The organism is Pseudomonas sp. TH32, assembly GCF_016650855.1.
Classification (GTDB): domain Bacteria; phylum Pseudomonadota; class Gammaproteobacteria; order Pseudomonadales; family Pseudomonadaceae; genus Aquipseudomonas.
Window position 1 is genome coordinate 996693 of record NZ_JAEKFA010000002.1, and the last position, 22026, is coordinate 1018718.

The following is a 22026-nucleotide window of genomic DNA, read 5'->3' on the forward strand; positions in this document are numbered from 1 at the left end:
AACATCACCATGCTCAAGAAAACAGCCCTGGCCCTGGCCGTACTGATTGCGTCGTTCGACGCCCAGGCCGCCGAGGCCCTGCGTGTGGCGGCCGACCCGATTCCCCACGCGCAAATCCTCGAATACGTGCAGAAACTTGACCCGCAGTTGCAGCTGAAAATCATCGAGATCCCCAACGGCGTGAACTCCAACGAGCTGTTGGCTCACGGGGATGTCGACGCCAACTACTTCCAGCACCTGCCGTACCTGCACTCCCAGGAACAGGCCCTCGGCCAGAAATTTGCAGTGGCGGCCACCGTGCACATCGAGCCGCTCGGCATTTATTCCCATCGCCATACCAGCTTTGCCCAGGTGCCGGACAAAGGCACCGTGGCCGTGCCCAACAACGTCACCAACCTTAGCCGTGCGCTGTACCTGCTGCAAGCCAACGGCCTGATCACGCTCAAGCCCGGCTTCAACGACCCGGCCAAGGACCAGGCAACGCCCAAGGACATCGCCGAGAACCCCAAGCACCTGAAGATCCTCGAAATCGAATCGCCACAGATCCCTCGCGCCCTGGATGACGTCGACCTCGCCGTGATCAACGGCAACTACGCGCTGGAAGCCGGTTTGTCGCCGGCCAAGGATGCCCTTGGCCTGGAAAAAGCCCAGGGCAATCCCTACGCCAATATCCTCGTGACCACACCGAAATTGCAGGACGACCCACGGATCAAACAACTGGCCAAGGACCTGAATTCGCCGGAGGTGGCCGCGTTCATCACCGAGAAATATTCAGGCTCGGTGATTCCGGTAGCGGTCGAATGATCGTCGTCGAGCAGGTCAGCAAGACCTACGCCGACGGGCAGCCGGCGGCGCTGGACAAGGTGTCGTTGCAGATTGCCGACGGTTCGATCTTCGGGATCGTGGGACGTAGCGGGGCGGGCAAAAGTACCTTGCTGCGCTGCCTGAACCTGCTGGAGCGCCCGACCTCCGGGCGCATCCTCATGGACGGCCAGGACCTGACGCTGCTCAGCGACAAGCAGCTGCGCCAGCAACGCCAGCGCATCGGCATGATCTTCCAGGGGTTCAACCTGCTGCATTCACGCAACGTCGCCGACAACGTGGCGGTGCCCCTGGAAATTGCCGGCCAGCCCAAGGCTGAACGCATCGCCCGGGTCAAGGAGCTGCTGGAACTGGTGGGCCTGAGTGACAAGGCCCAGGCGTTTCCTTCGCAACTGTCCGGCGGGCAGAAGCAGCGCGTGGGCATCGCCCGGGCACTGGCGGCGCGCCCGGATTATTTGCTGTCGGACGAAGCCACCAGCGCCCTCGACCCGGAAACCACCGCGTCGATCCTGGAACTGCTGCGCAGCATCAATCGGCAACTGGGGGTGACCATCGTGTTGATCACCCACGAGCTGGAAGTGGTCAAGGCCATCTGCGACAGCGCGGTGTCCCTGGCCAATGGGCGCGTGGTGGAAAGCGGCAGCCTGATTCAATTGCAGGCCGATCCCGCCTCAAGCCTGGGCCGCTCACTGGCCCCCAACCTGCCAGCGGTGAGGGCGGTATGAAAACCGACTGGAACGACATCCTGCAATTGCTGCTCACGGCCACGGCTGAAACCCTGTACATGGTGCTGCTGGCGGCGGTATTCACCTTGCTGATCGGCTTACCTCTCGGCGTGCTGCTGTTTATCAGCCGTCGCGGTGGGTTGTTCCCGCTGCCGCGTCTGAATCGCGTGCTGGGGGCGGTGGTTAACCTGGGGCGCTCATTGCCTTTTGTGGTGATGCTGATTGCCTTGATTCCGCTGACCCGACTGATCGTTGGCACCACCCTGGGCAGCACTGCCGCCGTGGTGCCGATCACGATTGGCGCTTTTCCGTTCTTTGCGCGCATCGTCGAAAACGCGTTGGATGAAGTGGACAAGGGGCGCATCGAAGCCATCGTCGCCATGGGCGGGGATATTCGGCACGTGATCCTCAAGGTGCTGTTGCCGGAAGCACTGCCCGCGTTGCTCGCCGGGTTGACCCTGACCCTGGTGATGCTGATCGGTTTTTCCTCCATGGCCGGCGTGATTGGTGGCGGTGGCCTGGGCGACCTGGCGATTCGTTATGGGTACCAGCGTTTCAACAACCAGATCATGGTGGTGACGGTGATCGTGTTGGTGGTGCTGGTTCAGGGCGTGCAAAGCCTGGGGGATCGTTGCGTGAGGTCGCTGGCGCATCGTCGCTAAACGGTTATGTACTAATGAATTTTTAATATTTCTAGTTATATGTGCGACTGAGTAAAGTTCCCCTTCGTACCTTCACCTCGTCGCCGGGAAATACTCTTCATGAACCGTCCCCACGGGCATCCCACGCCGATCCTGACTTTGCCCCAAGGCGAAAAAGACCCGCTGTCGATTCGCGCCAAGGCGTTGGTCTTTGCCGACCCGCGTTCGCTGCAACTGCTTGAGTATTTGCAGCGTGTCGGCCCCAGCGAAGCGCCGGTGTTGATCAATGGCGAGACCGGCACCGGCAAGGAACTGGTGGCGCGCTACATCCACAGTGCCAGCGGTCGCACGGGTGCGTTTGTGCCGGTGAACTGCGGGGCCATCAGTGAGAACCTCGCCGAGAGCGAGTTTTTCGGGCATGAGGCCGGTTCGTTTTCCGGGGCCTCGGGGCGGCGGATCGGCTGGTTTGAAGAGGCCGACGGGGGCACGTTATTTCTCGACGAAATCGGTGACTTGCCGCTGCCCTTGCAGGTGAAACTGCTGCGGGTGTTGCAGGAGCAGGAAGTGGTGCGGGTGGGGTCGCGCAAGCCGATCAAGATCAATATCCGCCTGGTAACCGCCACCAACATCGACCTGGAGCAGGCGGTGGAGGCGGGTAACTTCCGTCTCGATTTGTTCTATCGCATCAACGTTGCGCCGGTGCAGGTGTTGCCGTTGCGTGAGCGGCCGCTGGATATTCTGCCACTGGTTGAGCACTTTCGTCGGCTCTACAGTGCCAAGTTGAAAATCGCCGAGCCGATGTTGTCGGAGTCGGCGACTCAGGCGCTGCTGGATTATCCGTGGCCGGGGAATATTCGTGAGCTGGAGAATGTGGTGCACCTGGCGCTTTTGGTGGCTGGGGATAAGCCGATCATGCCCTCGCACCTGAAGTTTTCTGCGGGGTTGAGTGCGATGCATGCCAGCGTTAACAGCGGGGCGCCGAGGATTCCCCAGGAGGTGGTGCGTGAGCAGTTGCTGCGGTTGTTCGAGGTGCCTGGGGATTCGTTGTTGCACGATATTGAGGATTTGATCGTGCGGGAGGCGTTTGGGTTTTGTGGGTTTAATCAGTTGCGTACGGCGGAGTTGTTGGGGGTTACGCGTAATGCCATGCGGACGCTTTTGGTGAATCACGGGATGCTCAAGGGGCGGGGGAAGCCCTGATTTTTTGGTGTACATATCCGTTGTTTAGGTAACGGCTGCCTATGGTTTCGCTCTTACAGCGAGTCACTTTGGAAAAGCCCCAAAGTAACCAAAGGGCTCTGCCCCGCCTGTCGGCACCTCGCCTAGGCTCGGTGTTCCCTCACTCCGGCATTGCTCCGCGGGCCGCCGCGACGGGGCGTCCCTGCCCCGTCGCGGCTAAACCGGCGTCCTGCCGGTTTACCCGCTCCTCAATCCCTGCGTTCGGCCTCGGGCTTATTGGGGCAGTCAGAGCCAGATCAAGATCAAAAGCCAAAGCACAGCGGCCTACAGGCCGGCTTGAGTGGTAGAAGCCAGATCAAAAGCGAAAACCAAATCTGAAACGGATGCAGCTCTGCTTTTCTGTAGGAGCCGGCTTGCCGGCGAAAAACCTGAGAGCGCCGCGTTGAATCAGTATGCCCGCGTCATCGTTAGCGACCATCGCCGGCAAGCCAGCTCCTACAGGGGATCGTGGCCGCTTTAGATTTTGATTTTGCCTTTGCTTCACACCACTCAAGCCGGCCTGTAGGCCGCTGTGCTGTTGATCTGCTTTTGATCTTGATCTTAGGCGCCCCGTTAAACCACGCTGGCCGAACGCAGGTAGTACGGAGCGGGTAAACCGGCAGGACGCCGGTTTAGCCGCGACGGGGCAGGGACGCCCCGTCGCGGCGGCCCGCGGAGTAGTACCGGAGTGAGGGCACACCGAGCATTAGCGAGGTGCCGAGTGGTGGGGCAAGAGCGTTTTGCTTACTTTTGCGCTTTTCAAAAGTGAGCCGCTGTAAGAGCGGAACCCATAGCAGCCGTTACCGAAGAAACGGATATGTACTCACCCCGGCCCACCTCAACACCCCGCGCCGAAGTACCTATCCTGCGCAACAGGGGCAACACCTCGGCCCCCACGTGTATCGACTCTTCCAAATGCGGAAACCCGGACAAAATAAAGCTGTCCACCCCCAGCTGGTGATACTCCTCGATCCGCTCCGCCACCCGCTCATAACTCCCCACCAGCGCGGTACCAGCCCCCACGTACCAGGCCCACCCCGGCCCAGAGGTTGGCCGAAACCTCCAACTCCCGCGCCCCACGCCCACGGCCTTTCATCAACTCGGTCTGGCGACTCTGCCCCACCGATTCGTACTTGGCCATTTGCCGTTGCGCCTGGTCAATGGCGTCCTTGGGTATCTCCTCCAACAGCCGCTCCACATGCGCCCAGGCCGCCTCGTCGGTGCGATCAGCAAAGATGTGCAAGCGCAACCCAAAGCGCAAGGTCCGCCCCTGCAACGCGGCCAACTCGCGCATCCGCACCACCCGCTCGGCAATCATCGCCGGCGGCTCACACCACATCAGGTACGTCTGCCCATGGGCCGCTCCCACCTGCTCGGCCGCCTCGGAGGCCCCGCCAAAATAGATCGCCGGCACCTCGGCCCCCGATGCCACCGGCGTGTTGATGCCGCTGCGGTAATACCGCCCCGGATGCGTCGGCTGCTTGCCAGCCCACACCGCCTGGAACACCTGCAAGAATTCGGCAGTCCGCGCATAACGCTCATCATGCTCAAGAAAATCCCCCAGCGAACGCTGCTCAAAGCGGCTGGACCCGGTCACCACATGCAGCGCCAGCCGGTTCTCGCTGAGCAATTGCAAGGTCGCCGCACGGTGAGCCGTGTAGGCGGGCAGTTCCATGCCGGGCCGCAAGGTCAGGAGGAATTTCAGCCGCCGCACTTCCTGGGCCAGCACGGCGGTGATCAGCCACGGGTCTTCGAAGCCACTGGCGGTGGGCACCATGATCCCGTCGAACCCGGCCTGTTCGGTGGCCCGTACGATCTGGCGCAGGTAGTCGAGGGTCGGCGCGCGTTCGCCTTGCTGGAACAGCCCGACCTTGGGCAGGCCACTGCTGGTGAGGTGGCGACCGTCGCCGTTGGTGGGCAGGAACCAGTCGAGCTGGATCGGTGGGCGAACCTCAGTGTTCATGGTGCAGGCGCTCCTTGCGCAAACCGTGTTGAAAAAGCAACGGCAGGATCTGTTCCCCGAAACGCAGCACTTCGCTGACCGCCGGGCCGCCTTGCAGGATGATGTGGCCCAGGCCCAGGCCGTGCAGTTCCTGCAGGCGCGTGGCGATTTGACGGGGCGTGCCCACCAGGATCAACGGTTGGCCGGGGTGCAGTTGCAGCAGGTTCGGGTGGATCTCCCACTGGCGCAACGGGTGACGGTCCCGGGGCACGGTGGCGATGCCGTGTTTGGGCAGGTCCTGGGTTGGCAGCAGCGCGGCGGCGGTTTCCCATGCCAGGTCTTCGCTGTCGCCGATGATCAGGCCAAAGGTACAGGCAAAGGCCAGGCTCGGTTGAAGCTGGCGCCAGCGCTGTATTTCCTGGGCCAGCCACTGCGGATGCCCGGGCCGTAACAGGCAGACTTGGGCGTGCCCGGCCACCAGCGCGTGGCTTTGGCTGTCGTCCAGCACCAGTGGCGGGGCGGGCAGTTCACGGCGGGCGACGCCGGCGTTTTCCAGTTGGAAGTAGCGGCCTTGATAATCCAGGCCGCCGTCATTCGGGGCCAGCAGTTGCTGGAGGATTTCCAGGTATTCGCCGATGCGCTCGCTGCGCTGGTCGCGGTTCAGCCATTCGCCAAAAGCGCTGCGCAGGCTGCCTTGTTCTCCGTCGGGCAAGTGCAGGCGCACCCGGTGGCTGCTGATGGATTGCAGGCTTTGCAGGGTGGTGGCCAGGGCGGCCGGCAGCATGACTTCCGGCGGCACGCTGACCGACAACTGTACCCGCCGGGTATGGGCGCACAGTGCCGCCGCCACACCGAGGCTGTCGGCGCACAGGGCGCCGCCGGGGATCCACAGGCCGTCGATACCGGCGTACTCCACCGCCTGGGCCAGCTGGATCCATTGCCCCGGCCGCGCCGCCCAGTCGGGGGTGCAGAGGGGCATCAACCAACTGAATTCAAGGGGCATGTACGGGCTCCATTTCGAAGGACTTGATCATCCTACTCTCGTCCTCGCCATCCGAGTGCCGGGGCGATGTCCCGGGCGATGATTTCCAGGCGCTTGAGGATCTGCGCCTGGGTCGAGCTTTCGGCCTGGACCACGGCGATCACGTAGTCAGCATAGGGCAGCAGCGACGGGTCCCGTTGCAGGCTTTCGATCACTTCGTCGGGATGGCCGTGGTGCACGTTCATCAGGCGCAGGTGTTCCTGCAGGTCCACGGCTTGGTCAATCAAGCCTTCCCGTTGCAGGCGCGGGATGTGCCGCTCGATATCCACCGCCAGTTCCGCTTGGGCGCTGGCACGGTCGGGTGCCGGGAAAATTGCGCGCACCACGCCGATACGCGGTGGCCGGTCGGTGCGGGTCCAGGCGTTCAGGTAGGCATCGGCCAAGGGTTTCTGCACCGTCAGCGGGTCGTGGGTGGCGGTGCCCAGCAGCAGGCCGTTGCCTTGGCTCGCGGTGTAGGCTGCGCCTTCGAGACTGCCATGGGAGTGCCATAAGCGGCTGCTCAAGCCGGTCGCTGGCGGTTGCAGGGTCAACGGGGTGTGGGGCGTCAGCGGCTCGCCGTCGAGTAGCTGCTGGACCTGCTGCTGGTGGTCGCTGAAGTCGACCTGGCGTTGCAGGGCGTCACGGCCAAAGGCGCTGAAGTTGTCGAGGTTGGCGCCGCCGCTGCCCAGGCCCAATTGCACTCGGCCGCCGCTCAGTGCGTCGAGCACACTGGCGTCTTCCGCCAGGCGGATGGGGTCTTCGAAGGGCAGCACGATCACCCCGGTGCCCAGCTCGATATGCCGGGTGCGCTCGGCCACCGCTGCCAGCAATACCAGCGGCGACGGCAGCCGGCCAAAGCCGTTGCTCAGGTGGTGCTGGGCAATCCAGCCACCGTCAAAACCCAGGGCTTCGGCGACTTCGAATTGTTCGATCAGGTCGCGATAGACCTGCTGTGGATCATCGCCAAAGGCGTGGCTGAGAAAGCCCAGTTTGAAGCTCATGACAGGGTTCCTTGAGGCAGGATGGGTTGCCAGCCCAGGGCCGGGGCGATCTGTTCGCGGATGATTTCCAGCGCACGAATCGCATCACGCAGCGGGGTGCTGGCGGTCTGTACTTGCAGCACCAGATGGTCGTTGGCGGTCAGGGTCGGGCCTTGCTGCAACTGCTCGATAATCTGTTCGACGGGGCCGTGCAGGATCCCGAGGCGCTTGAGGGTGGCGTCGAAGTCATCGTCGACCGGCGCCTTGTACACGCCGATGCTTTGCTGGCGCTGCACGTAGGCCTGGATGTCCTGGCGTGTGGCGGCGTCCGGGTTCGGGATCAGCGCCTGGACCCGGGCGACGCGGGGCGCAGTGCCGTTGTCGCCGGTCCAGGCGTTGCGATAGCGGTTGACCAGCTCCACCGAGGCTTCGGGCGGCAGGTGCGGGTTGGGCGCCATGATCAGGCCGTGGCCACGCTCGGCCACCAGTTCCACCCGTGACGTGGCTTCCCAGAGGCGGTGCCCGAGGCCGGCGGCCCGTGGCAGCAAGCGCGAGCCGCTGTCGGTCAGTGGCGCGTTGCCCAGGGCGTGGAGCAACTGTTGCAGGTGCTGCTCATAGTCGCGATGGCGCGCTTGCGGCTCGCGGCCGAACGCCGTAAAGGTCTCGGGATCGAAGCCCGCGCCCAGGCCCAGCTCCAGCCGGCCATTGCTCAACAAGTCCAGCACCGAGGCGTCTTCCGCCAGGCGCAGCGGCGCTTCCTGGGGCAGCACGATAATCCCGGTGCCCAGGCTGATCCGGCGGGTGCGCTGGGCGATGGCGGCAAGCAGAACCAGGGGCGAGGGCAGGCGGCCGTTCTCGCTGGCGAAGTGGTGTTGCGCCACCCAGCCACTGTCGAAGCCCAGTTCTTCAGCGACCTTGAACAATTCCAGCGTGTCGCGGTAGACCTTGGGATCGAAGCCCGGGCTGTAGACCCGGCTGAGAAACCCCAGGGAAAAACGGGAACTCATGGCTGCACCTCGCGGGCCAGTTGTTTTTGCAGCGCGGGCCCGGCATTGATTGACTCCGGCAGGCCGCTGAAGGGGCTGATGGTCAGGTAACCCTTGTTCAGCCATACCGCTTCATCCTGCTTCTGTTGCTCGGCGGTGGCGGCGGGGCTGTACTGGAAGCCAATGCCGGGTTTGCCCGGCAGCTTGAATTGCTTGAGGTCGTCGGTGTACACCGCTTCAAAGCCCACGTAGCTGCCGATGCGGGTGAGTTTCACGCCCTTGATCTGCGGGTCTTTTGGCAGGTTGATGTTCAGGCCCAGGCCCTTGGGCAAGAGCGCGCCGTCGGGTTGGCGATGCTGGTCCAGGGCGTTGACCAGCTTCGCCACCAGCAGCGCCGCGCGCTGTGGGTCGGCCTCTTTCAAATCGGTGCTGACCGCCAGCGCCGGAATGCCCGCCTGCACCGCGACACTCGCGACGTTGAACGTGCCGGAGGCGCTGTTGATCGCCCTCAGGTTATTCCCGGGGTTGGGGCCGACGATCACCAGGTCGGGATGGGGCATGACTTTTTCAGGCCCATCAGCAAGGCCATCACCGGCGTGCCGCTGATCTCGATCTGCACGTCTTTACCCGCGCACTCGGGGCTTTGGCACACGCCGTTTTCGGTGGTGCTGATGTAGTAACTGTCGGGGTAGGCCGGGTCGTCGTCATGGCCAACGCTGACTTCGCGGCCAAAGAAAAATGCGCCGCCCCGGGCGCTCTGGTCGGCTTGCGGCGCGGCAATCCGCACCGTATGCCCCTGGGCCTTGAGCTCGGTGTACAGGGCGCGAATGTTGGGGTGCTGATAGCCGTCGTCGTTGCTCAGCAAGATGTTCAGGGCGAAGGCCTTCGAGGCGACCAGGCTGCCGAGCGCCAGCATCCATGCGCTGTGCTTCATGGTTTGACTCCTTGGGTAAAGCGGTTGGCCGGGCGCGGCAGGCCGAGGTTTTCCCGCAGGGTGGTGCCTTCGTATTCGGTGCGGAACAGCCCGCGTTGTTGCAGCAGCGGAATCACCTTCTCGACGAACAGGTCGATTCCGCCCGGGAAGTACGGGAAGAACACGTTAAAGCCGTCACAGGCACGGGCTTCGAACCACTGCTCGAAGAAGTCCGCGATGTCTTCGGCGGTGCCGATCACCGGGTTGCCGGCGGTCAGGTGCAGGTACAGCTGGCGGATGCTCAGGTTCTGGCTGCGGGCCAGTTCCAGCAATTTGTCGCGACGGCTACCGCGCTGGCCTACCGGGGTTTCCGGCAGCGGGCCGTCGAGGTCGTAGCCCGACAGGTCGATGTCATCGCCCAGGGTATCGGCCAGGAAACGCAGGCCCAGCACCGGGTCGACCAGGGCCTGGAATTCTTCGAACAGCGCCTGGGCCTGTTCGCGGGTTTCGCCGATAAACGGGGTGATACCGGGCAGGATCTTGACGTGGTCGGGGTCGCGGCCAAAGGCGGCGGCGCGTTGCTTGATGTCTTGATAGAACGCCTGGGCGCCGGCCAGGTCATGGTTGACCGCAAAAATCAGCTCGGCGACGCGGGCGGCGAGGGCCTTGCCCGGCTCCGACGCACCCGCTTGTACCAGCACCGGGTGGCCCTGTGGCGGACGGGCGACATTGAGCGGGCCGCGCACGGAAAAGTGTTCGCCGCGATGGTTCAGGGTGTGCAGCTTGGCCGGGTCGAAGTACTCGCCGCTGGCCTTGTCGCGGGTGAAGGCGTCGTCGTCCCAGCTGTCCCACAGGCCCTTGACCACATCGTGGAATTCTTCGGCGCGCTGGTAGCGGTCGCCGTGGTCGATATGGATTTCGCGGCCGAAGTTCCAGGCTTCATCCGAGACCACTGAGGTCCACCAGGTTCCAGGCGGCGCGGCCCTTGGACAAGTGATCCAGGGAGGCGAATTTTCGGGCGATGTGGTACGGCTCGTTGTAGCTGGTGGTGGCGGTGGCGATCAGGCCGATGTGGGTGGTGACGGCGGCGAGAGCGGCCATCAGTGTGAGGGGTTCGAAGTGTTCGGCCCGTGCCGTTCGGCTGAGTGCATCGTGATGATGGCCCCACAGTGCGACCACGTCTGCGACGAACAAGGCGTCGAATTTGCCACGTTCGGCGGTTTGCGCGATGTGCTTGAACAGCTCGAAATCCAGGCTGGCATCCGCTTGTGCCAGCGGGTGGCGCCAGGCCGATACGTGGTGGCCGCTGTTGGCCAGGAAGGCCCCCAGCTTGAGTTGATCGGTACGTCGGGTCATGGACAGGCTCCCGGAAAAGGTCAGGCGCGGGACCGGCGAACCGGCCCCGCGGGCTGGGTCAGAAGGCGTACGTCACGCCGGTGTACCAGTAGCCACCGGTGGTGCCGTAAGGCGAAAAGGTGCCGTACGGGAAGCCGCCGGAGCTGCTCACCAGGTCGGTGCGTTTCGGGTACTTGTTGAACAGGTTGTTGGCGCCGGCATTCAGGGTCACCGCCTTGGTCAGGTGGTAGTCGATGTTCAGGTCGGTGATCCAGGTCGGTGCGAAGTTGCGGTCGTAAATCTCGGCGGTGCCGTACTCGGTGTACGAGCCGTAGCGGGTCAGGTTGAGGCTGGTTTCAACTTTGTCGTAGGTCCAGGTGGTGCCCAGCAGCAGTTTGGATTGCGGCAGGCCGTACTTGAGGTTGCCTTGGCGCTGACGGTCATAGCCACCGTCCGGGCCGAGGGCCTGGGCGGCCACGGCGGAGGCGTGGATCGAGTCGATCTGGGTGGTGTTCCAGTTGAACCCGGCGCTGTATTTCAGGCTGCCATAGGCACCGATGTCCTGGCGGTAGTCGCCCACCAGGTCGACGCCACGGGTGGTGGTGTCGAGGGCGTTGGTGAAGTAGGTGACTGCCTGGTTCGGGTTGAGGCCGGCGGCCGCGAGGATCGCGCTGATCTGCGGGGTGCCGCCGAGGTAGCCGGTCTGGGCGATGCGGTCCTTGATCACGATCTGGTAGGCATCCAGGGTGATGTTGGTGTTATCGGTGGGTTGCAGGGTCAGCCCGACACTGTAGTTGGTCGACTTTTCCGGCTTGAGGGTGGTCGCACCCAACGCCTTGGCCACGTCGGAATTCACCGCCACGTTGCGGTAGTCGAACAGTTGGCCGTTGACGCTGGTTTGCGAGGTGGAGCTGTAGATCTGCTGGGCCAGGGACGGCGCACGGAACCCGGTACTGAAGGTACCGCGCACGGCCAGGATCGGCGTCAGCTGGTAGCGGGTGGAGATCTTGCCGTTGGTGGTGGTGCCCGAGCCATCGTTGTAGTGCTCGTAGCGTCCGGCCAGGTCCACGTGCCATTTGTCCGTGAAGTCCTGGCCGACTTCGCCGTAGCCCGCGAGGCTGATGCGGCTTTTTCGGCCGCGTCGGCCGGGGTGGTGCCCGCACCGGAAATGGTCCCGGGTGGAATAATCGCGCCGTTGGCGCCGGTGTCGAACGGCCCGCTGGCGTAGGAGGCGAGGTCACCCTTGCCGATCTTGTAGTCTTCGTAGCGCTGTTCCAGGCCCCAGGAAATCTGCGTCGGCTTGTACAGGCCGAGGTCGAAGGCGCGGGTCAGGTCGAGGTTGTTGGTCCACTGGCTGAAGGTTTTCACGCCGGTGTCTACCGAGGTCGGCGAGGTCGGGCCGTAGCTCAGGTTATAGGTGTCGGTGAGGGTGGCCCGGGCATGGTCCTGGCCATAGGTGCTCGACAGGTCGTAGTCCCAGCCAGCCGCCTGGCCCTTGCCGCCGAACGCCACCTGGAAGTCGTCTTCGATGAAACGCAGGTTGTCTTCGATACCTTCCGGGTACGGCGTCTGGATGCCGTTGAAACTGCCCGGCTGGTGGAAGGCCAGGGGTTTTTCCGAGTTGCGGTGTGTGTAGGTCGAGAACGAGTACAGGGTCAGCGCGTCAGCGACCGGCAGTTCGGCGTTGTAGCCCAGGCTGAAGTTCTTCGCCTCGGGCAGGCCGGTGCCGTAGTAGGTGTGGCGTTGGCTGGTGTTGCCGGCACTGTCGGTGTAGGGCGCAGCGTCGGAACGGTCCGAGACGTTCTGTTTTTTCACGTCCAGGGCGAGGTTGATGAAACCGTCGTTGGGCAGGGCCAGGCCGACGTTGCCGGTCTGGCGCACGGTTTCGCCGTCGCCGTTTTCATAGTTCTGGCCGTAGGTGGTGGACAAGCTGCCGCCATGGTCGGTCTGCTTGAGCACGATGTTGATCACGCCGCCGATGGCGTCCGAGCCATATTGCGCCGAGGCCCCGTCACGCAGGACTTCGATGTGATCCACCAGGGCGGTGGGGATCATGTCCAGGTCCACCGGTTGTGAGCCGGAGTTGAGGGAGGTGGCGTTGTTCAACAGCGCGCTGTTGTGGCGGCGCTTGCCGTTGACCAACACCAGCACCTGGTCACCGTTCAGGCCGCGCAGGCTGATGGGGCGCACGATCGAGGTCGAACCGAAGCCCGACGAGGCCGGCTGGTTGAGCGACGGCAGCACCTTGCTCAGGGCGCGGGTCAGGTCGCCCTGGCCGGTGGCGAGCAACTGCTTGGAGGAAATCACATCCACCGGCGCCGGGCTCTCGGCCAGGGTGCGCGCCTGGCCACGGTTGCCGATCACCACGACGGTGTCCAGCGGGTTATCGCTGGCCGGGGCATCGGCGGCGAGGGTCAGGCTGCTGTAGCTGGCGGCCTCGCACACGGCGAGGAACAACAGGGTATGGGCGAAGGCCTTGCCGGGTTGGCGGCGGCCTGCGACGCGTGATGGATTCATGATGTGCAACACTCCAGTGTGGTTAGGCGACGAGCCTTGTTCGAGGGCGGCTTGTTGAGTTCAAGCTCTGGTGGAGGCAGGAGAGCAAAGGCTGTGCCATCGCTGAAAAGTCTTGGATTACAAGGGGTTGTTGGCGGGATGGGGCGGCGGGTGGTGTTTTTCTAACAGGCGGGAGGGCAGGGTGTTGGTTTTTGTGCAGGGGATTTTTCTGCGAAGCTGCCCGCGTACGCTGGGGCGGGGAAACGCCTCCTTGGCACACCCCTTGCTCTCCCCACGCCATACCTAAACCCAAGGAAGCTTTTCTGTATGCCTAGACCCGGCCCGCGCAACGCCCTCACTGATATTCCCGGCCTGGAGGTTGGCCACGCCACGGACCTGCACGCCGACACCGGCGTCACGGTGATCCGCCCGGATGGTTTCTGGACTGCCAGTATCGACATTCGCGGTGGCGGCCCTGGCGGTCGCGAAACGGCGGCGCTGGAGCCCGAGAACATGGTCGGCCAGCTTCACGCCCTGGTGTTTGCCGGTGGCTCGGTGTTTGGCCTGGGGGCCGCCGACGCGGTGGCGGCGAAACTGTCCCAGGACCAGGTGGGGTTGCATTTGAAGCCGGGTGCACCGGCGATTCCTATCGTGCCGGCGGCGGTGTTGCATGACCTGGCCAACGGTGGCAACAAGGATTGGGGCCTGGAGCCGCCGTATCGGCGGTTGGGGTTTGAAGCGTTGGCCAATGCCGGGCCGGACTTTGAACTGGGCTCGGTCGGGGCCGGGCGTGGGGCCATGGCCGGGGTGTTGAAAGGTGGGCTGGGTACGGCGTCCCTGGAGTTGGGGGATGGCCTGGTGGTTGCCGCCTTGGTGGTGGCGAACCCGATTGGGTCGGTGTACATGCCCGATGGCGAGACGTTCTGGGCCTGGCCGTGGGAGGTGGCGGGGGAGTTTGGCGGGGCGCGGCCGGTGACACCGATGGACTGCAGTGACCCGATGCCGGAGTTGTCGCGGCTGGATTCCATGGGGCGTTTGCAAGCGGGGGCCAACACGACGTTGGTGGTGGTGGCGAGTACGGCGCGGTTGACGGTGGCGGAGTGCAAGCGGGTGGCGATCATGGCTCAGGACGGGATTGCCCGGGCGGTGCGGCCGGCGCATTTGCCGTTTGATGGGGATACGGTGTTTGCGTTGGCCTCCGGGGCGGTGGAGTTGACGGATGGGCCGCGGCGGCAGGTGGAGATTGGGCGGATTGGGTCGGCGGCGGCTGACTGCGTGGCCCGGTCGATTGCCCGGGGGTGTTTGCTGCGCGGGCTTAGGTTGGGGTGTATATCCGTTGTTTTTGTTATGGCCGCTTAGGGTTTCGCTCTTACAGCGACTCACTTTGGAAAAGCCCCAAAGTAAGCAAAGGGCTCTGCCCCGCCTGTCGGCACCTCGCCTAGGCTCGGTGTTCCCTCACTCCGGCGCTGCTCCGCGGGCCGCCGCGATGGGCCATCCTTGGCCCAGCGCGGCTAAACCGGCGTCCTGCCGGTTTACCCGCTCCGCACCACCTGCGTTCGGCCTCGGGCTTATTGGGGCAGTCAGAGCCGGATCAAAATCAAAATCTACAGCACAGCGGCCTACAGGCCGGCTTGAGTGGTAGAAGCCAGAGCAAAAGCCAAAGCGAAAACCAAATCTGAAACGGATGCAGCTCTGCTTTTCTGTGGGAGCTGGCTTGCCTGCGATGCAGACAACTCGGTCTCTCAGGTACACCGAGGCGATGCCATCGCAGGCAAGCCAGCTCCCACATTTGGACCGTGCCCGCTCTGGCTTTAGATTTTGATTTTGCCTTTGCTTCACACCACTCAAGCCGGCCTGTAGGCCGCTGTGCTGTTGATCTGCTTTTGATCTTGATCTTAGGCGCCCCGTTAAACCACGCTGGCCGAACGCAGGTAGTACGGAGCGGGTAAACCGGCAGGACGCCGGTTTAGCCGCGACGGGGCAGGGACGCCCCGTCGCGGCGGCCCGCGGAGTAGTACCGGAGAGAGGGCACACCGAGCATTAGCGAGGTGCCGAGTGGTGGGGCAAGAGCCTTTTGGTTACTTTTGGGCTCTTTTCAAAAGTGACCCGCTGTAAGAGCGGAACCATACGCGGCCGTTACCTAAATAACGGATATCCCCCCAATCCGCGCCCGCGCCCGCAGCGCCTGCTCAGGCAACCCCAAAGCCTCATACACCCCCACCAAAGCCCGATTCGTCGGCACATCCAGCCCGTCATACCGCCGGCGCAATTCCAGCGTCTGCTGCGCCCCGAGCCAATCCCCAACCCGCAACCGCGCATCCAGCTCCACCTGCGCAAACAAATCCCGCTGGGCATGACTCCCGCCAATCTCGTTCAAGCGCGGCAGCGCAATCCCCAACTGCTCCAGCGCTCGCTGAGCATCCCCCCGCGCATGGGCCAACAACCCCTCAGCCAGCGGCAACGTCACTTCCCCCCACACCGGCCGCCCATCAAGGCTGTGCCGCCGCAACGCTGCCAACAACTGATCCGCCTCTGGCTTGCCGGCCCGGGCCAGCCCATACAGATATTGCACACTCAAAAACGGCTGCACCGCATCCCCGACCCGGCGCTGCAGGTAAGGCGCCAACGCCTGCCAGCGCTCACCTACATCAATCCCGGCCAACTCCAGCCGCGCCAGCAACGACACCGCGCCCACCTGGTCCTGGGAGTACTCCGGCAAGATCCCCCACACATGCCGGTCATAAATCTCCAGCACCCGCTGATCCTTGCCACGCGCCAGATAAAACAACGCCAGGTGCCACCAATTGTGGGTGTACATAAACGAGTTCAACCCGTCCCAGTGGTGTTTCACCTGCTCCAGAAACCCGATGCCTTCCTCGATGCGCCCCTGGGTCAGCATCACATGGGCCAGCGCGTGATGAGCCCACGGCTCGGACGCCTGCAAACGCAAGGCCTCCCGTGTGCTGGCTTCGGCTTCTTCCAGCAAATGACACTGCTCATAAGCAAACGCCAGCAACCCGTGACTGTGGGCGATGTCCGGCGCACCCGCCGTGGCCTTCACCCCGATCCGCAGCAGCGCCGGCCAATTGCCCCGGTTGAACTCCAGGTACTGGTTGAGCTTGGCGGCAAACAGGTCCCGGGGATAAAGGTCCAGCAGGTGTTCACTGAGGCGTAGCACCTCGTCCAGCTCATCGTTGATCCAGGCCTGCAACAGCTTCAGATACAGCTGCGCCCGGGGATGCCGAGCATTCACCGCCGCCGCCCGCTGGCGGTATTTCTCGGCCAGCGCAGGGCCTTCGGGCGACTCGATAAACATCAGCAGCAATCCGGCAAACCCGTTGGCCAGGGCTGAATCAGGGTCGGCATCGGCCGCTGCCAGAATGCCCTCGGCGCGGGGCTGATAGCCGAGGAAGCCGCCGATGAAATCATCCAGGCCCTGGCGGGTGGCGGGGTTGAGGGTGTCGATGGGGTTGCCCAGGTAATCCAGTGACATGCGCTTCAAACTCAGTGGTTCAGATGCCGTAACAAGGGCAAACCTTGTGCCAGCCGGCATAGCCTCGTGTTTGCTGCAAATGGGCCACAAGCCGCTGTTGCTTTTTCCACACTCGCCCCTGCCACTGTGGTTTTTTCATCACTGCCATGGCCCATGACGCCCGCAAACGCGGCCCGTCGTGCCATGGCACAGCCCTTGCTAAATCCCTGACAAAACCTTAGTCAAGGAGTCTCCATGCGCCCTTTATCTTTTCGCCGCGTCCTCTCATACCTGGGACTTGGCGCCGTGCTGCTGGCCGGCACCGCTCAGGCGCAACCCCATGACGGCGGCGTGCTGAACCTGGTGGCCCAACCCGAACCGCCGTCGCTGATGCACGGTGTGGTCAGCCACGTGTCCACCCAGTACGTCAGCGGCAAGATCCTCCAGGGCCTGCTGACTTTTGACACTGACCTTAAGCCCAAGCCGGTATTGGCCAAGGCCTGGACTGTTTCCCCCGATGGCCTGACCTACACCTTCGATTTGCAGGACAACGTGCGCTGGCATGACGGCCATGCCTTCACCGCCGATGACGTGGTGTTCAGCTTCCAGACCTTCTACCCCGAAGTGGACAAGCGCCTGGGCGGCGTCTTCACCGAGTACGTCGACAGCATCACCGCCAAGGGCCCGCTGCAAGTGGTCTTCCAGCTCAAGAAACCCTTTGCGCCGCTGCTCTCGGCCCTGGGCAGCGGGCTGCGGCCTGTGGTGCCCAAGCACCTCTACGAGAACACCGACTTTCGCAACAACCCCTACAACCTCAAGCCCGTCGGCACTGGCCCGTTCGTGTTTGTGGAATGGAAGCGCGGCGCCTATATCAAGCTGGCCAAGAACCCCGACTACTGGAAAAAGGGCCTGCCCCACCTGGACGGCATCATCTTCCACGTGATCCCGGACGGCTCGTCCCGCGCGGCCGCCTTCGAGCGCAACGACGTGCAAGTGCTGCGCAGCGGTGATGCCGATTATTCCGACCTCAAGCGCCTGACCGCCTTGCCGGACGTGCAGTCCTCGGAAAAAGGCTGGGAGCTGTACTCCGGCCTGGCCTTCCTGCAGATCAACACGCGCAAGCCGCCGCTGAACAACCCCAAGGTGCGCCAGGCGATTCTGTACGCACTGAACCGCCAGTTCATCGTCGACAACATCTTCTTCGGCTCGGGCAAGGTTGCCCCCGGCCAGTTCGTGTCCACTTCGCCGTACCACGACCCGCAATTGCCGCAGTACACCTATGACGTGAAAAAGGCCAAGGCGCTGATTGCCGAGTCCGGTGTGGACGTGGGCGCGGTGCGCATTCGCCTGCTGAACGGCGAGAAGGGCGGCGCCTGGGAGCGCCTGGCCGAATACACCAAGCAAGCCCTGCAACCCCTGGGTTTCAAGGTGCAAGTGGTGACGTCTGATGCGGCCACCTGGTTCCAGCGCGTCAGCGACTGGGATTTCGACCTGACCTACAACTTCATCTTCCAGATCGGCGACCCGTACCTGACCAACGCCTACCTGTACCGCTCCGACTACATCCTCAAGACTTCGCCGTTTGCCAACGTCAGCGGCTACAACAGCCCCGAGGCCGATGCGCTGTGGACCAAGGTGGCCAACACCCCGGAAGGCCCGGAGCGCACCCAGCTCTATAGCCAGCTGGAGAACGTGCTGAACACCGACCTGCCGATCGCGCCGATCTTCGAAATGCGCTACCCGACCCTGTTCCACAAAGAGGTGAAGAACCTGCTGCAGACCGCCACCAGCCTTAACGAAGACTACGAAAGCGTCTACCTCGACGCGCCCGCGCCATGAACGGGCTGCTGTATGTCAGCGGCCGCCTGCTCAAGGCACTGTTGATGATTGTGGCGGTGCTGGTGCTGGGCTTTCTGCTGATCCGCCTGGCGCCGGGTGACCCGGCGCTGCTGTTGGCCGGCGAGGCGGGGGTGGATGATGTGCAGTTCATCGAACACCTGCGCCAGACCATGGGCCTGGACAAGCCGTTGCTCCAGCAGTTGCTGATCTACCTGGGCAACATCGCCCATCTGGACCTGGGCTATTCCTATCGCAACCAGACCTCGGTGTGGTCGCTGATTGCCGAGCGTTTGCCGGCGACCTTGGCCCTGATGGGGTCGGCATTCTTGCTGTCGTCGGTGCTCGGCGTCACCCTCGGCACCTTGGCCGCGCGGGCCCGGCAGAAGCGTCACTGGCTGGACGGTGTGATCTCCCACGGCGCGTTGCTGCTGTATGCGATGCCGCCATTCTGGCTGGCGATGCTGTTGATCCTGCTGTTTTCCGTCAGCCTGGATTGGCTGCCGGCGTTCGGCATGGAAACGGTGGCGCAGGATTTCTCCCTGGTGGACCGGCTCAAGCACCTGCTGCTGCCGTGCGTGTCGTTGAGCGTGCTGTTTCTCGCCTTGTACATCCACCTGACCCGCGCCGCCGTGCTCGACGCGCTCGGCCAGGAATACGTGCGCACCGCCCATGCCAAGGGCCTGCATCCACGGCGGATTCTCTACGTGCACGTATTGCGCAATGCGCTGTTGCCGGTGGTGACTTTTGCCGGTTTGCAATTGGGCCAACTGGCCAGCGGCGCGTTGCTGGTGGAGGTGGTGTATTCCTGGCCGGGGATTGGCCGCTTGATGTATGACTCATTGGCCCAGCGTGACTACGGCGTATTGATGGGCGGTTTTCTGGTGATCTCGATCCTGGTGGTGGGTTTTAACGTGTTGACCGATGTGATCTGTCGTTTTCTCGACCCGCGTATCGGTGCAGGAGTGCAAGGCTGATGCTGGTTCTTCGACGTTTTGTACGCCAGCCGTCAGCGCTGATTGGCGCGCTGTTTTTGCTGTTGTTGACGGTGTTGGCGATCGCTGCACCCTGGCTTACCAGCAGCTCGCCGTGGGAGATGAACAGCCAGCCGATGCTCACGCCATTCCACGACGCTGCCCATTGGCTGGGCAGTGACCTGCTCGGTCGCGACCTCGCCAGTGGCCTGCTGTACGGCGCGCGAGTGTCCCTGGCGGTGGGTGCCCTGGCCAGCCTGGCTACCCTGGTGGTCGGCCTGCTGGTGGGCGCCGTTGCCGGTTATTTTGGTGGTTGGGTCGACGGCGTGCTGATGCGTGTTGCCGAGTTCTTCCAGATCATTCCGCAACTGGTACTGGCGGTGATCCTGGTGGCGATTCTTGAGCCGTCCTTGTTCTCCATTGTGCTGGCAATCGCCCTGGTGGCCTGGCCCGCAGTGGCGCGTTTGGTCCGCAGCGAGTTCCTGACCCTGCGCCAGCGCGAATTCGTGCAGGCCGCGCGGGTGCTGGGGCAGTCACCGCTGGGGATCATCGCCCAGCAGATTTTGCCCAACGCCCTGGCACCGTTGTTGGTGACCATGACGTTTGTCATGGCCACGGCGATCCTCACCGAAGCGGCCCTGGCGTTTCTCGGCTTGAGCGACCCGGAAGCCATGAGCTGGGGTTACATGATCAATGCCTCCCGTGGCTTGCTGCGGGATGCCTGGTGGATGAGTTTCCTGCCGGGGCTGGCGATTGTGCTGTGTGTGCTGGCGGTCAATCGGGTGGGTGAAGGCTTGCGTGTGGCCTTTGAGCCAGGGAGGTCGCTATGACGTTATTGAGTGTTGAGCATCTGCGTATCGCCTTGCCGGCCGGTGCAGACCGCAGCCATGCGCTGTACGACCTGTCGCTGCAATTGGACCGTGGTGAATGCCTGTGTGTGGTGGGTGAATCCGGCTCGGGCAAGTCGATGCTGGCCAAGGCGTTGTTGCGCCAGTTGCCGGACCCGCTGACGGTGGAAAGCGGACGCCTGGTGTTCCGGGATCAAGACCTGGCTGAACGCAGTGAAGAGGCCATGCGTCAACTGCGCGGTCGGGATATCAGCATGGTGTTCCAGGAGCCCATGAGCGCCCTCAACCCACTGTTGCGGGTGGGCGAACAGATCGATGAAACCCTGCGCGCCCATGGCGTGGCAGCGGCACGCGTGCGGCGTCAGCGGGTGGTGGATTTGCTCGGTTATGTCGGCTTGCCCGACCCTGAGCGGCTGCGCCTGGCGTATCCGTTTGAACTGTCCGGCGGGCAGCGTCAGCGGGTGGTGATCGCCATGGCGCTGGCGTTTGATCCGGCATTGTTGATTGCCGATGAGCCCACCTCGGCGCTGGACGTGACCACTCAGGCGCAAATCCTCGACCTGCTGCGCAAGATCCAGCAGGACAAGGGCATGGCGCTGTTGTTTATCACCCACGACTTTGCCGTGGTCGAAGCGATTGCCGACCGGGTGCTGGTGCTGGAAAAAGGCCGGGTGGTGGAGCAGGGCACGGCGCCGGCGGTATTGCGTGTGCCCCGGGAAAACTACACCCGGCAATTGTTGGCGGCGGTGTCGGCGCAACCGCTGGTGCCGCGTGCGCCGGTCGCCGGTCCGGTGGTGTTGAAGGCCGAGGCATTGGGCAAGGTTTTCAGCAGTCGTAGCGGTTGGTGGGGGCGGCGTACCACCCAGGCGCTGGACGCGGTTCAGCTGCAATTGCGTGAAGGCGAGACGTTGGGGATTGTGGGGGAGTCGGGCTCGGGCAAGTCGACCCTGGGCCGGTGCCTGGTGCGTTTGTTGCGCGCCGACAGCGGGCGGATCGAGTGGTTGGGGCGCGAGGTGGCGGGGCTGTCTGAAGGGCGGCTGCGGCCATTGCGCCGTGAGGTGCAGATGATTTTCCAGGACCCGTTTGCGTCGCTCAATCCGCGGCAGACGGTGGGGCAGATCGTTATGACCGGGCCTTTGGTGCAAGGGGTTTCCCGGGTTGATGCTGAACGGCGAGCGCGTGAGTTACTGGAATTAGTGGGGTTGCCGGCAGCGGCGTTTGAGCGGTTTCCCCATGAGTTTTCGGGGGCAGCGCCAGCGGATCGGGATTGCCCGGGCGTTGGCGGTGGAGCCCAAGGTGTTGATTGCCGATGAGTGTGTGTCGGCGCTGGATGCGCTGGTTCAGGTGCAGATTCTGGAGTTGCTGGAGTCGTTGCAGCGGCGGTTGAAGTTGAGCATTGTGTTTATTACCCATGATCTGCGGGTGGCTGCGCGGTTGTGTGACCGGATTGCGGTGATGCACCGGGGGAGGGTGGTGGAGCAGGGGGAGACGGGGGCGCTGTTTGCGGATGCGCGGCATCCTTATACGCGGGAGTTGTTGATGGCTGAGGCGATCTGACTTGGGTTGCTGGGATGGGGGCATATCCGTTATTTAGGTAACGGCTACTTAGGGTTTCGCTCTTACAGCGACTCACTTTGGAAAAGCCCCAAAGTAAGCAAAGGGCTCTGCCCCGCCTGTCGGCACCTCGCTAAGGCTCGGTGTTCCCTCACTCCGGCGCTGCTCCGCGGGCCGCCGCGATGGGCCATCCTTGGCCCAGCGCGGCTAAACCGGCGTCCTGCCGGTTTACCCGCTCCGCACCCCCTGCGTTCGGCCTCGGG

The 22026-nt window shown here is 63.5% G+C and carries 14 protein-coding genes and 4 pseudogenes; 10 read left to right on the plus strand and 8 right to left on the minus strand.

Going from position 1 to position 22026, the window contains the following annotated elements; all coding sequences use genetic code 11:
- Window positions 1-9: 9 nt before the first annotated feature.
- The 4 genes from JFV30_RS08380 to JFV30_RS08395 all read left to right on the plus strand — a co-directional run bounded on the left by JFV30_RS08380 (window position 10) and on the right by JFV30_RS08395 (window position 3388).
- Entirely contained in the window at window positions 10-804 is a 795-nt protein-coding gene (locus tag JFV30_RS08380; protein ID WP_169387766.1) for a MetQ/NlpA family ABC transporter substrate-binding protein, read from the plus strand.
- Window positions 801-1547, plus strand: a complete 747-nt coding sequence (locus JFV30_RS08385; protein WP_169387767.1) for a methionine ABC transporter ATP-binding protein — start codon at window positions 801-803, stop codon at window positions 1545-1547. The genes JFV30_RS08380 and JFV30_RS08385 overlap by 4 nt, the downstream gene beginning before the upstream one ends.
- Entirely contained in the window at window positions 1544-2209 is a 666-nt protein-coding gene (locus JFV30_RS08390; protein ID WP_010175224.1) for a methionine ABC transporter permease, read from the plus strand. The genes JFV30_RS08385 and JFV30_RS08390 overlap by 4 nt, the downstream gene beginning before the upstream one ends.
- Before the next feature lie 99 nt (window positions 2210-2308).
- Window positions 2309-3388, plus strand: a complete 1080-nt coding sequence (locus tag JFV30_RS08395; RefSeq protein ID WP_201123012.1) for a sigma-54 interaction domain-containing protein — start codon at window positions 2309-2311, stop codon at window positions 3386-3388.
- A 1006-nt stretch (window positions 3389-4394) separates the two neighbouring features.
- Here the strand turns inward: JFV30_RS08395 and JFV30_RS08400 are convergent.
- From JFV30_RS08400 to JFV30_RS33575, 7 genes and pseudogenes are all read right to left on the minus strand, one after another.
- Entirely contained in the window at window positions 4395-5369 is a 975-nt protein-coding gene (locus JFV30_RS08400; protein WP_242487040.1) for an LLM class flavin-dependent oxidoreductase, read from the minus strand.
- Window positions 5359-6351, minus strand: a complete 993-nt coding sequence (locus JFV30_RS08405; RefSeq protein WP_201123014.1) for an LLM class flavin-dependent oxidoreductase — start codon at window positions 6349-6351, stop codon at window positions 5359-5361. Before JFV30_RS08405 ends, JFV30_RS08400 begins: the two co-directional genes overlap by 11 nt.
- A 32-nt stretch (window positions 6352-6383) precedes the next feature.
- On the minus strand, window positions 6384-7370 hold the full coding sequence (locus JFV30_RS08410) for an LLM class flavin-dependent oxidoreductase (protein WP_010175214.1): 987 nt from the start codon (window positions 7368-7370) through the stop codon (window positions 6384-6386).
- Complete coding sequence (locus JFV30_RS08415; RefSeq protein ID WP_201123016.1) at window positions 7367-8356, minus strand: LLM class flavin-dependent oxidoreductase; 990 nt, start codon at window positions 8354-8356, stop codon at window positions 7367-7369. The genes JFV30_RS08410 and JFV30_RS08415 overlap by 4 nt, the downstream gene beginning before the upstream one ends.
- Window positions 8353-9269 (minus strand): annotated as a pseudogene (locus JFV30_RS33570) (5'/3'-nucleotidase SurE). Before JFV30_RS33570 ends, JFV30_RS08415 begins: the two are co-directional and overlap by 4 nt.
- Window positions 9266-10604, minus strand: a pseudogene (locus JFV30_RS08425) (LLM class flavin-dependent oxidoreductase). Before JFV30_RS08425 ends, JFV30_RS33570 begins: the two co-directional pseudogenes overlap by 4 nt.
- 58 nt (window positions 10605-10662) lie before the next feature.
- A pseudogene (locus JFV30_RS33575) lies at window positions 10663-13100 on the minus strand (TonB-dependent receptor plug domain-containing protein).
- 306 nt (window positions 13101-13406) lie between these two features.
- Here JFV30_RS33575 and JFV30_RS08435 point away from each other — a divergent pair.
- Window positions 13407-14438, plus strand: a complete 1032-nt coding sequence (locus JFV30_RS08435; protein WP_201123018.1) for a P1 family peptidase — start codon at window positions 13407-13409, stop codon at window positions 14436-14438.
- Window positions 14439-15219: 781 nt separating this feature from the next.
- On the opposite strand, the gene JFV30_RS08440 is transcribed toward JFV30_RS08435, so the two are convergent.
- Window positions 15220-16572, minus strand: coding sequence for a tetratricopeptide repeat protein (locus tag JFV30_RS08440; protein ID WP_201123020.1), 1353 nt, complete (start codon window positions 16570-16572; stop codon window positions 15220-15222).
- Window positions 16573-16806: 234 nt separating this feature from the next.
- Here JFV30_RS08440 and JFV30_RS08445 point away from each other — a divergent pair, with 234 nt between their 5' ends.
- The 5 genes and pseudogenes from JFV30_RS08445 (at window position 16807) to JFV30_RS33045 (ending at window position 21766) form a co-directional block, all read left to right on the plus strand.
- Entirely contained in the window at window positions 16807-18390 is a 1584-nt protein-coding gene (locus tag JFV30_RS08445) for an ABC transporter substrate-binding protein (RefSeq protein WP_010175207.1), read from the plus strand.
- Window positions 18387-19364: an ABC transporter permease gene (locus tag JFV30_RS08450; protein WP_169387776.1), complete on the plus strand. Its 978-nt coding sequence runs from the start codon at window positions 18387-18389 to the stop codon at window positions 19362-19364. Before JFV30_RS08445 ends, JFV30_RS08450 begins: the two co-directional genes overlap by 4 nt.
- Window positions 19364-20191 carry an ABC transporter permease gene (locus tag JFV30_RS08455; RefSeq protein ID WP_201123022.1) on the plus strand — a complete coding sequence of 276 codons (828 nt, stop codon included), beginning with the start codon at window positions 19364-19366 and terminating at the stop codon, window positions 20189-20191. Before JFV30_RS08450 ends, JFV30_RS08455 begins: the two co-directional genes overlap by 1 nt.
- Window positions 20188-21469: pseudogene (locus tag JFV30_RS08460) on the plus strand (ATP-binding cassette domain-containing protein); the annotation flags it as partial. The gene JFV30_RS08455 and the pseudogene JFV30_RS08460, both read left to right, overlap by 4 nt.
- A 36-nt stretch (window positions 21470-21505) precedes the next feature.
- Window positions 21506-21766: an ABC transporter ATP-binding protein gene (locus tag JFV30_RS33045; RefSeq protein WP_242487043.1), complete on the plus strand. Its 261-nt coding sequence runs from the start codon at window positions 21506-21508 to the stop codon at window positions 21764-21766.
- Window positions 21767-22026 lie beyond the last annotated feature (260 nt).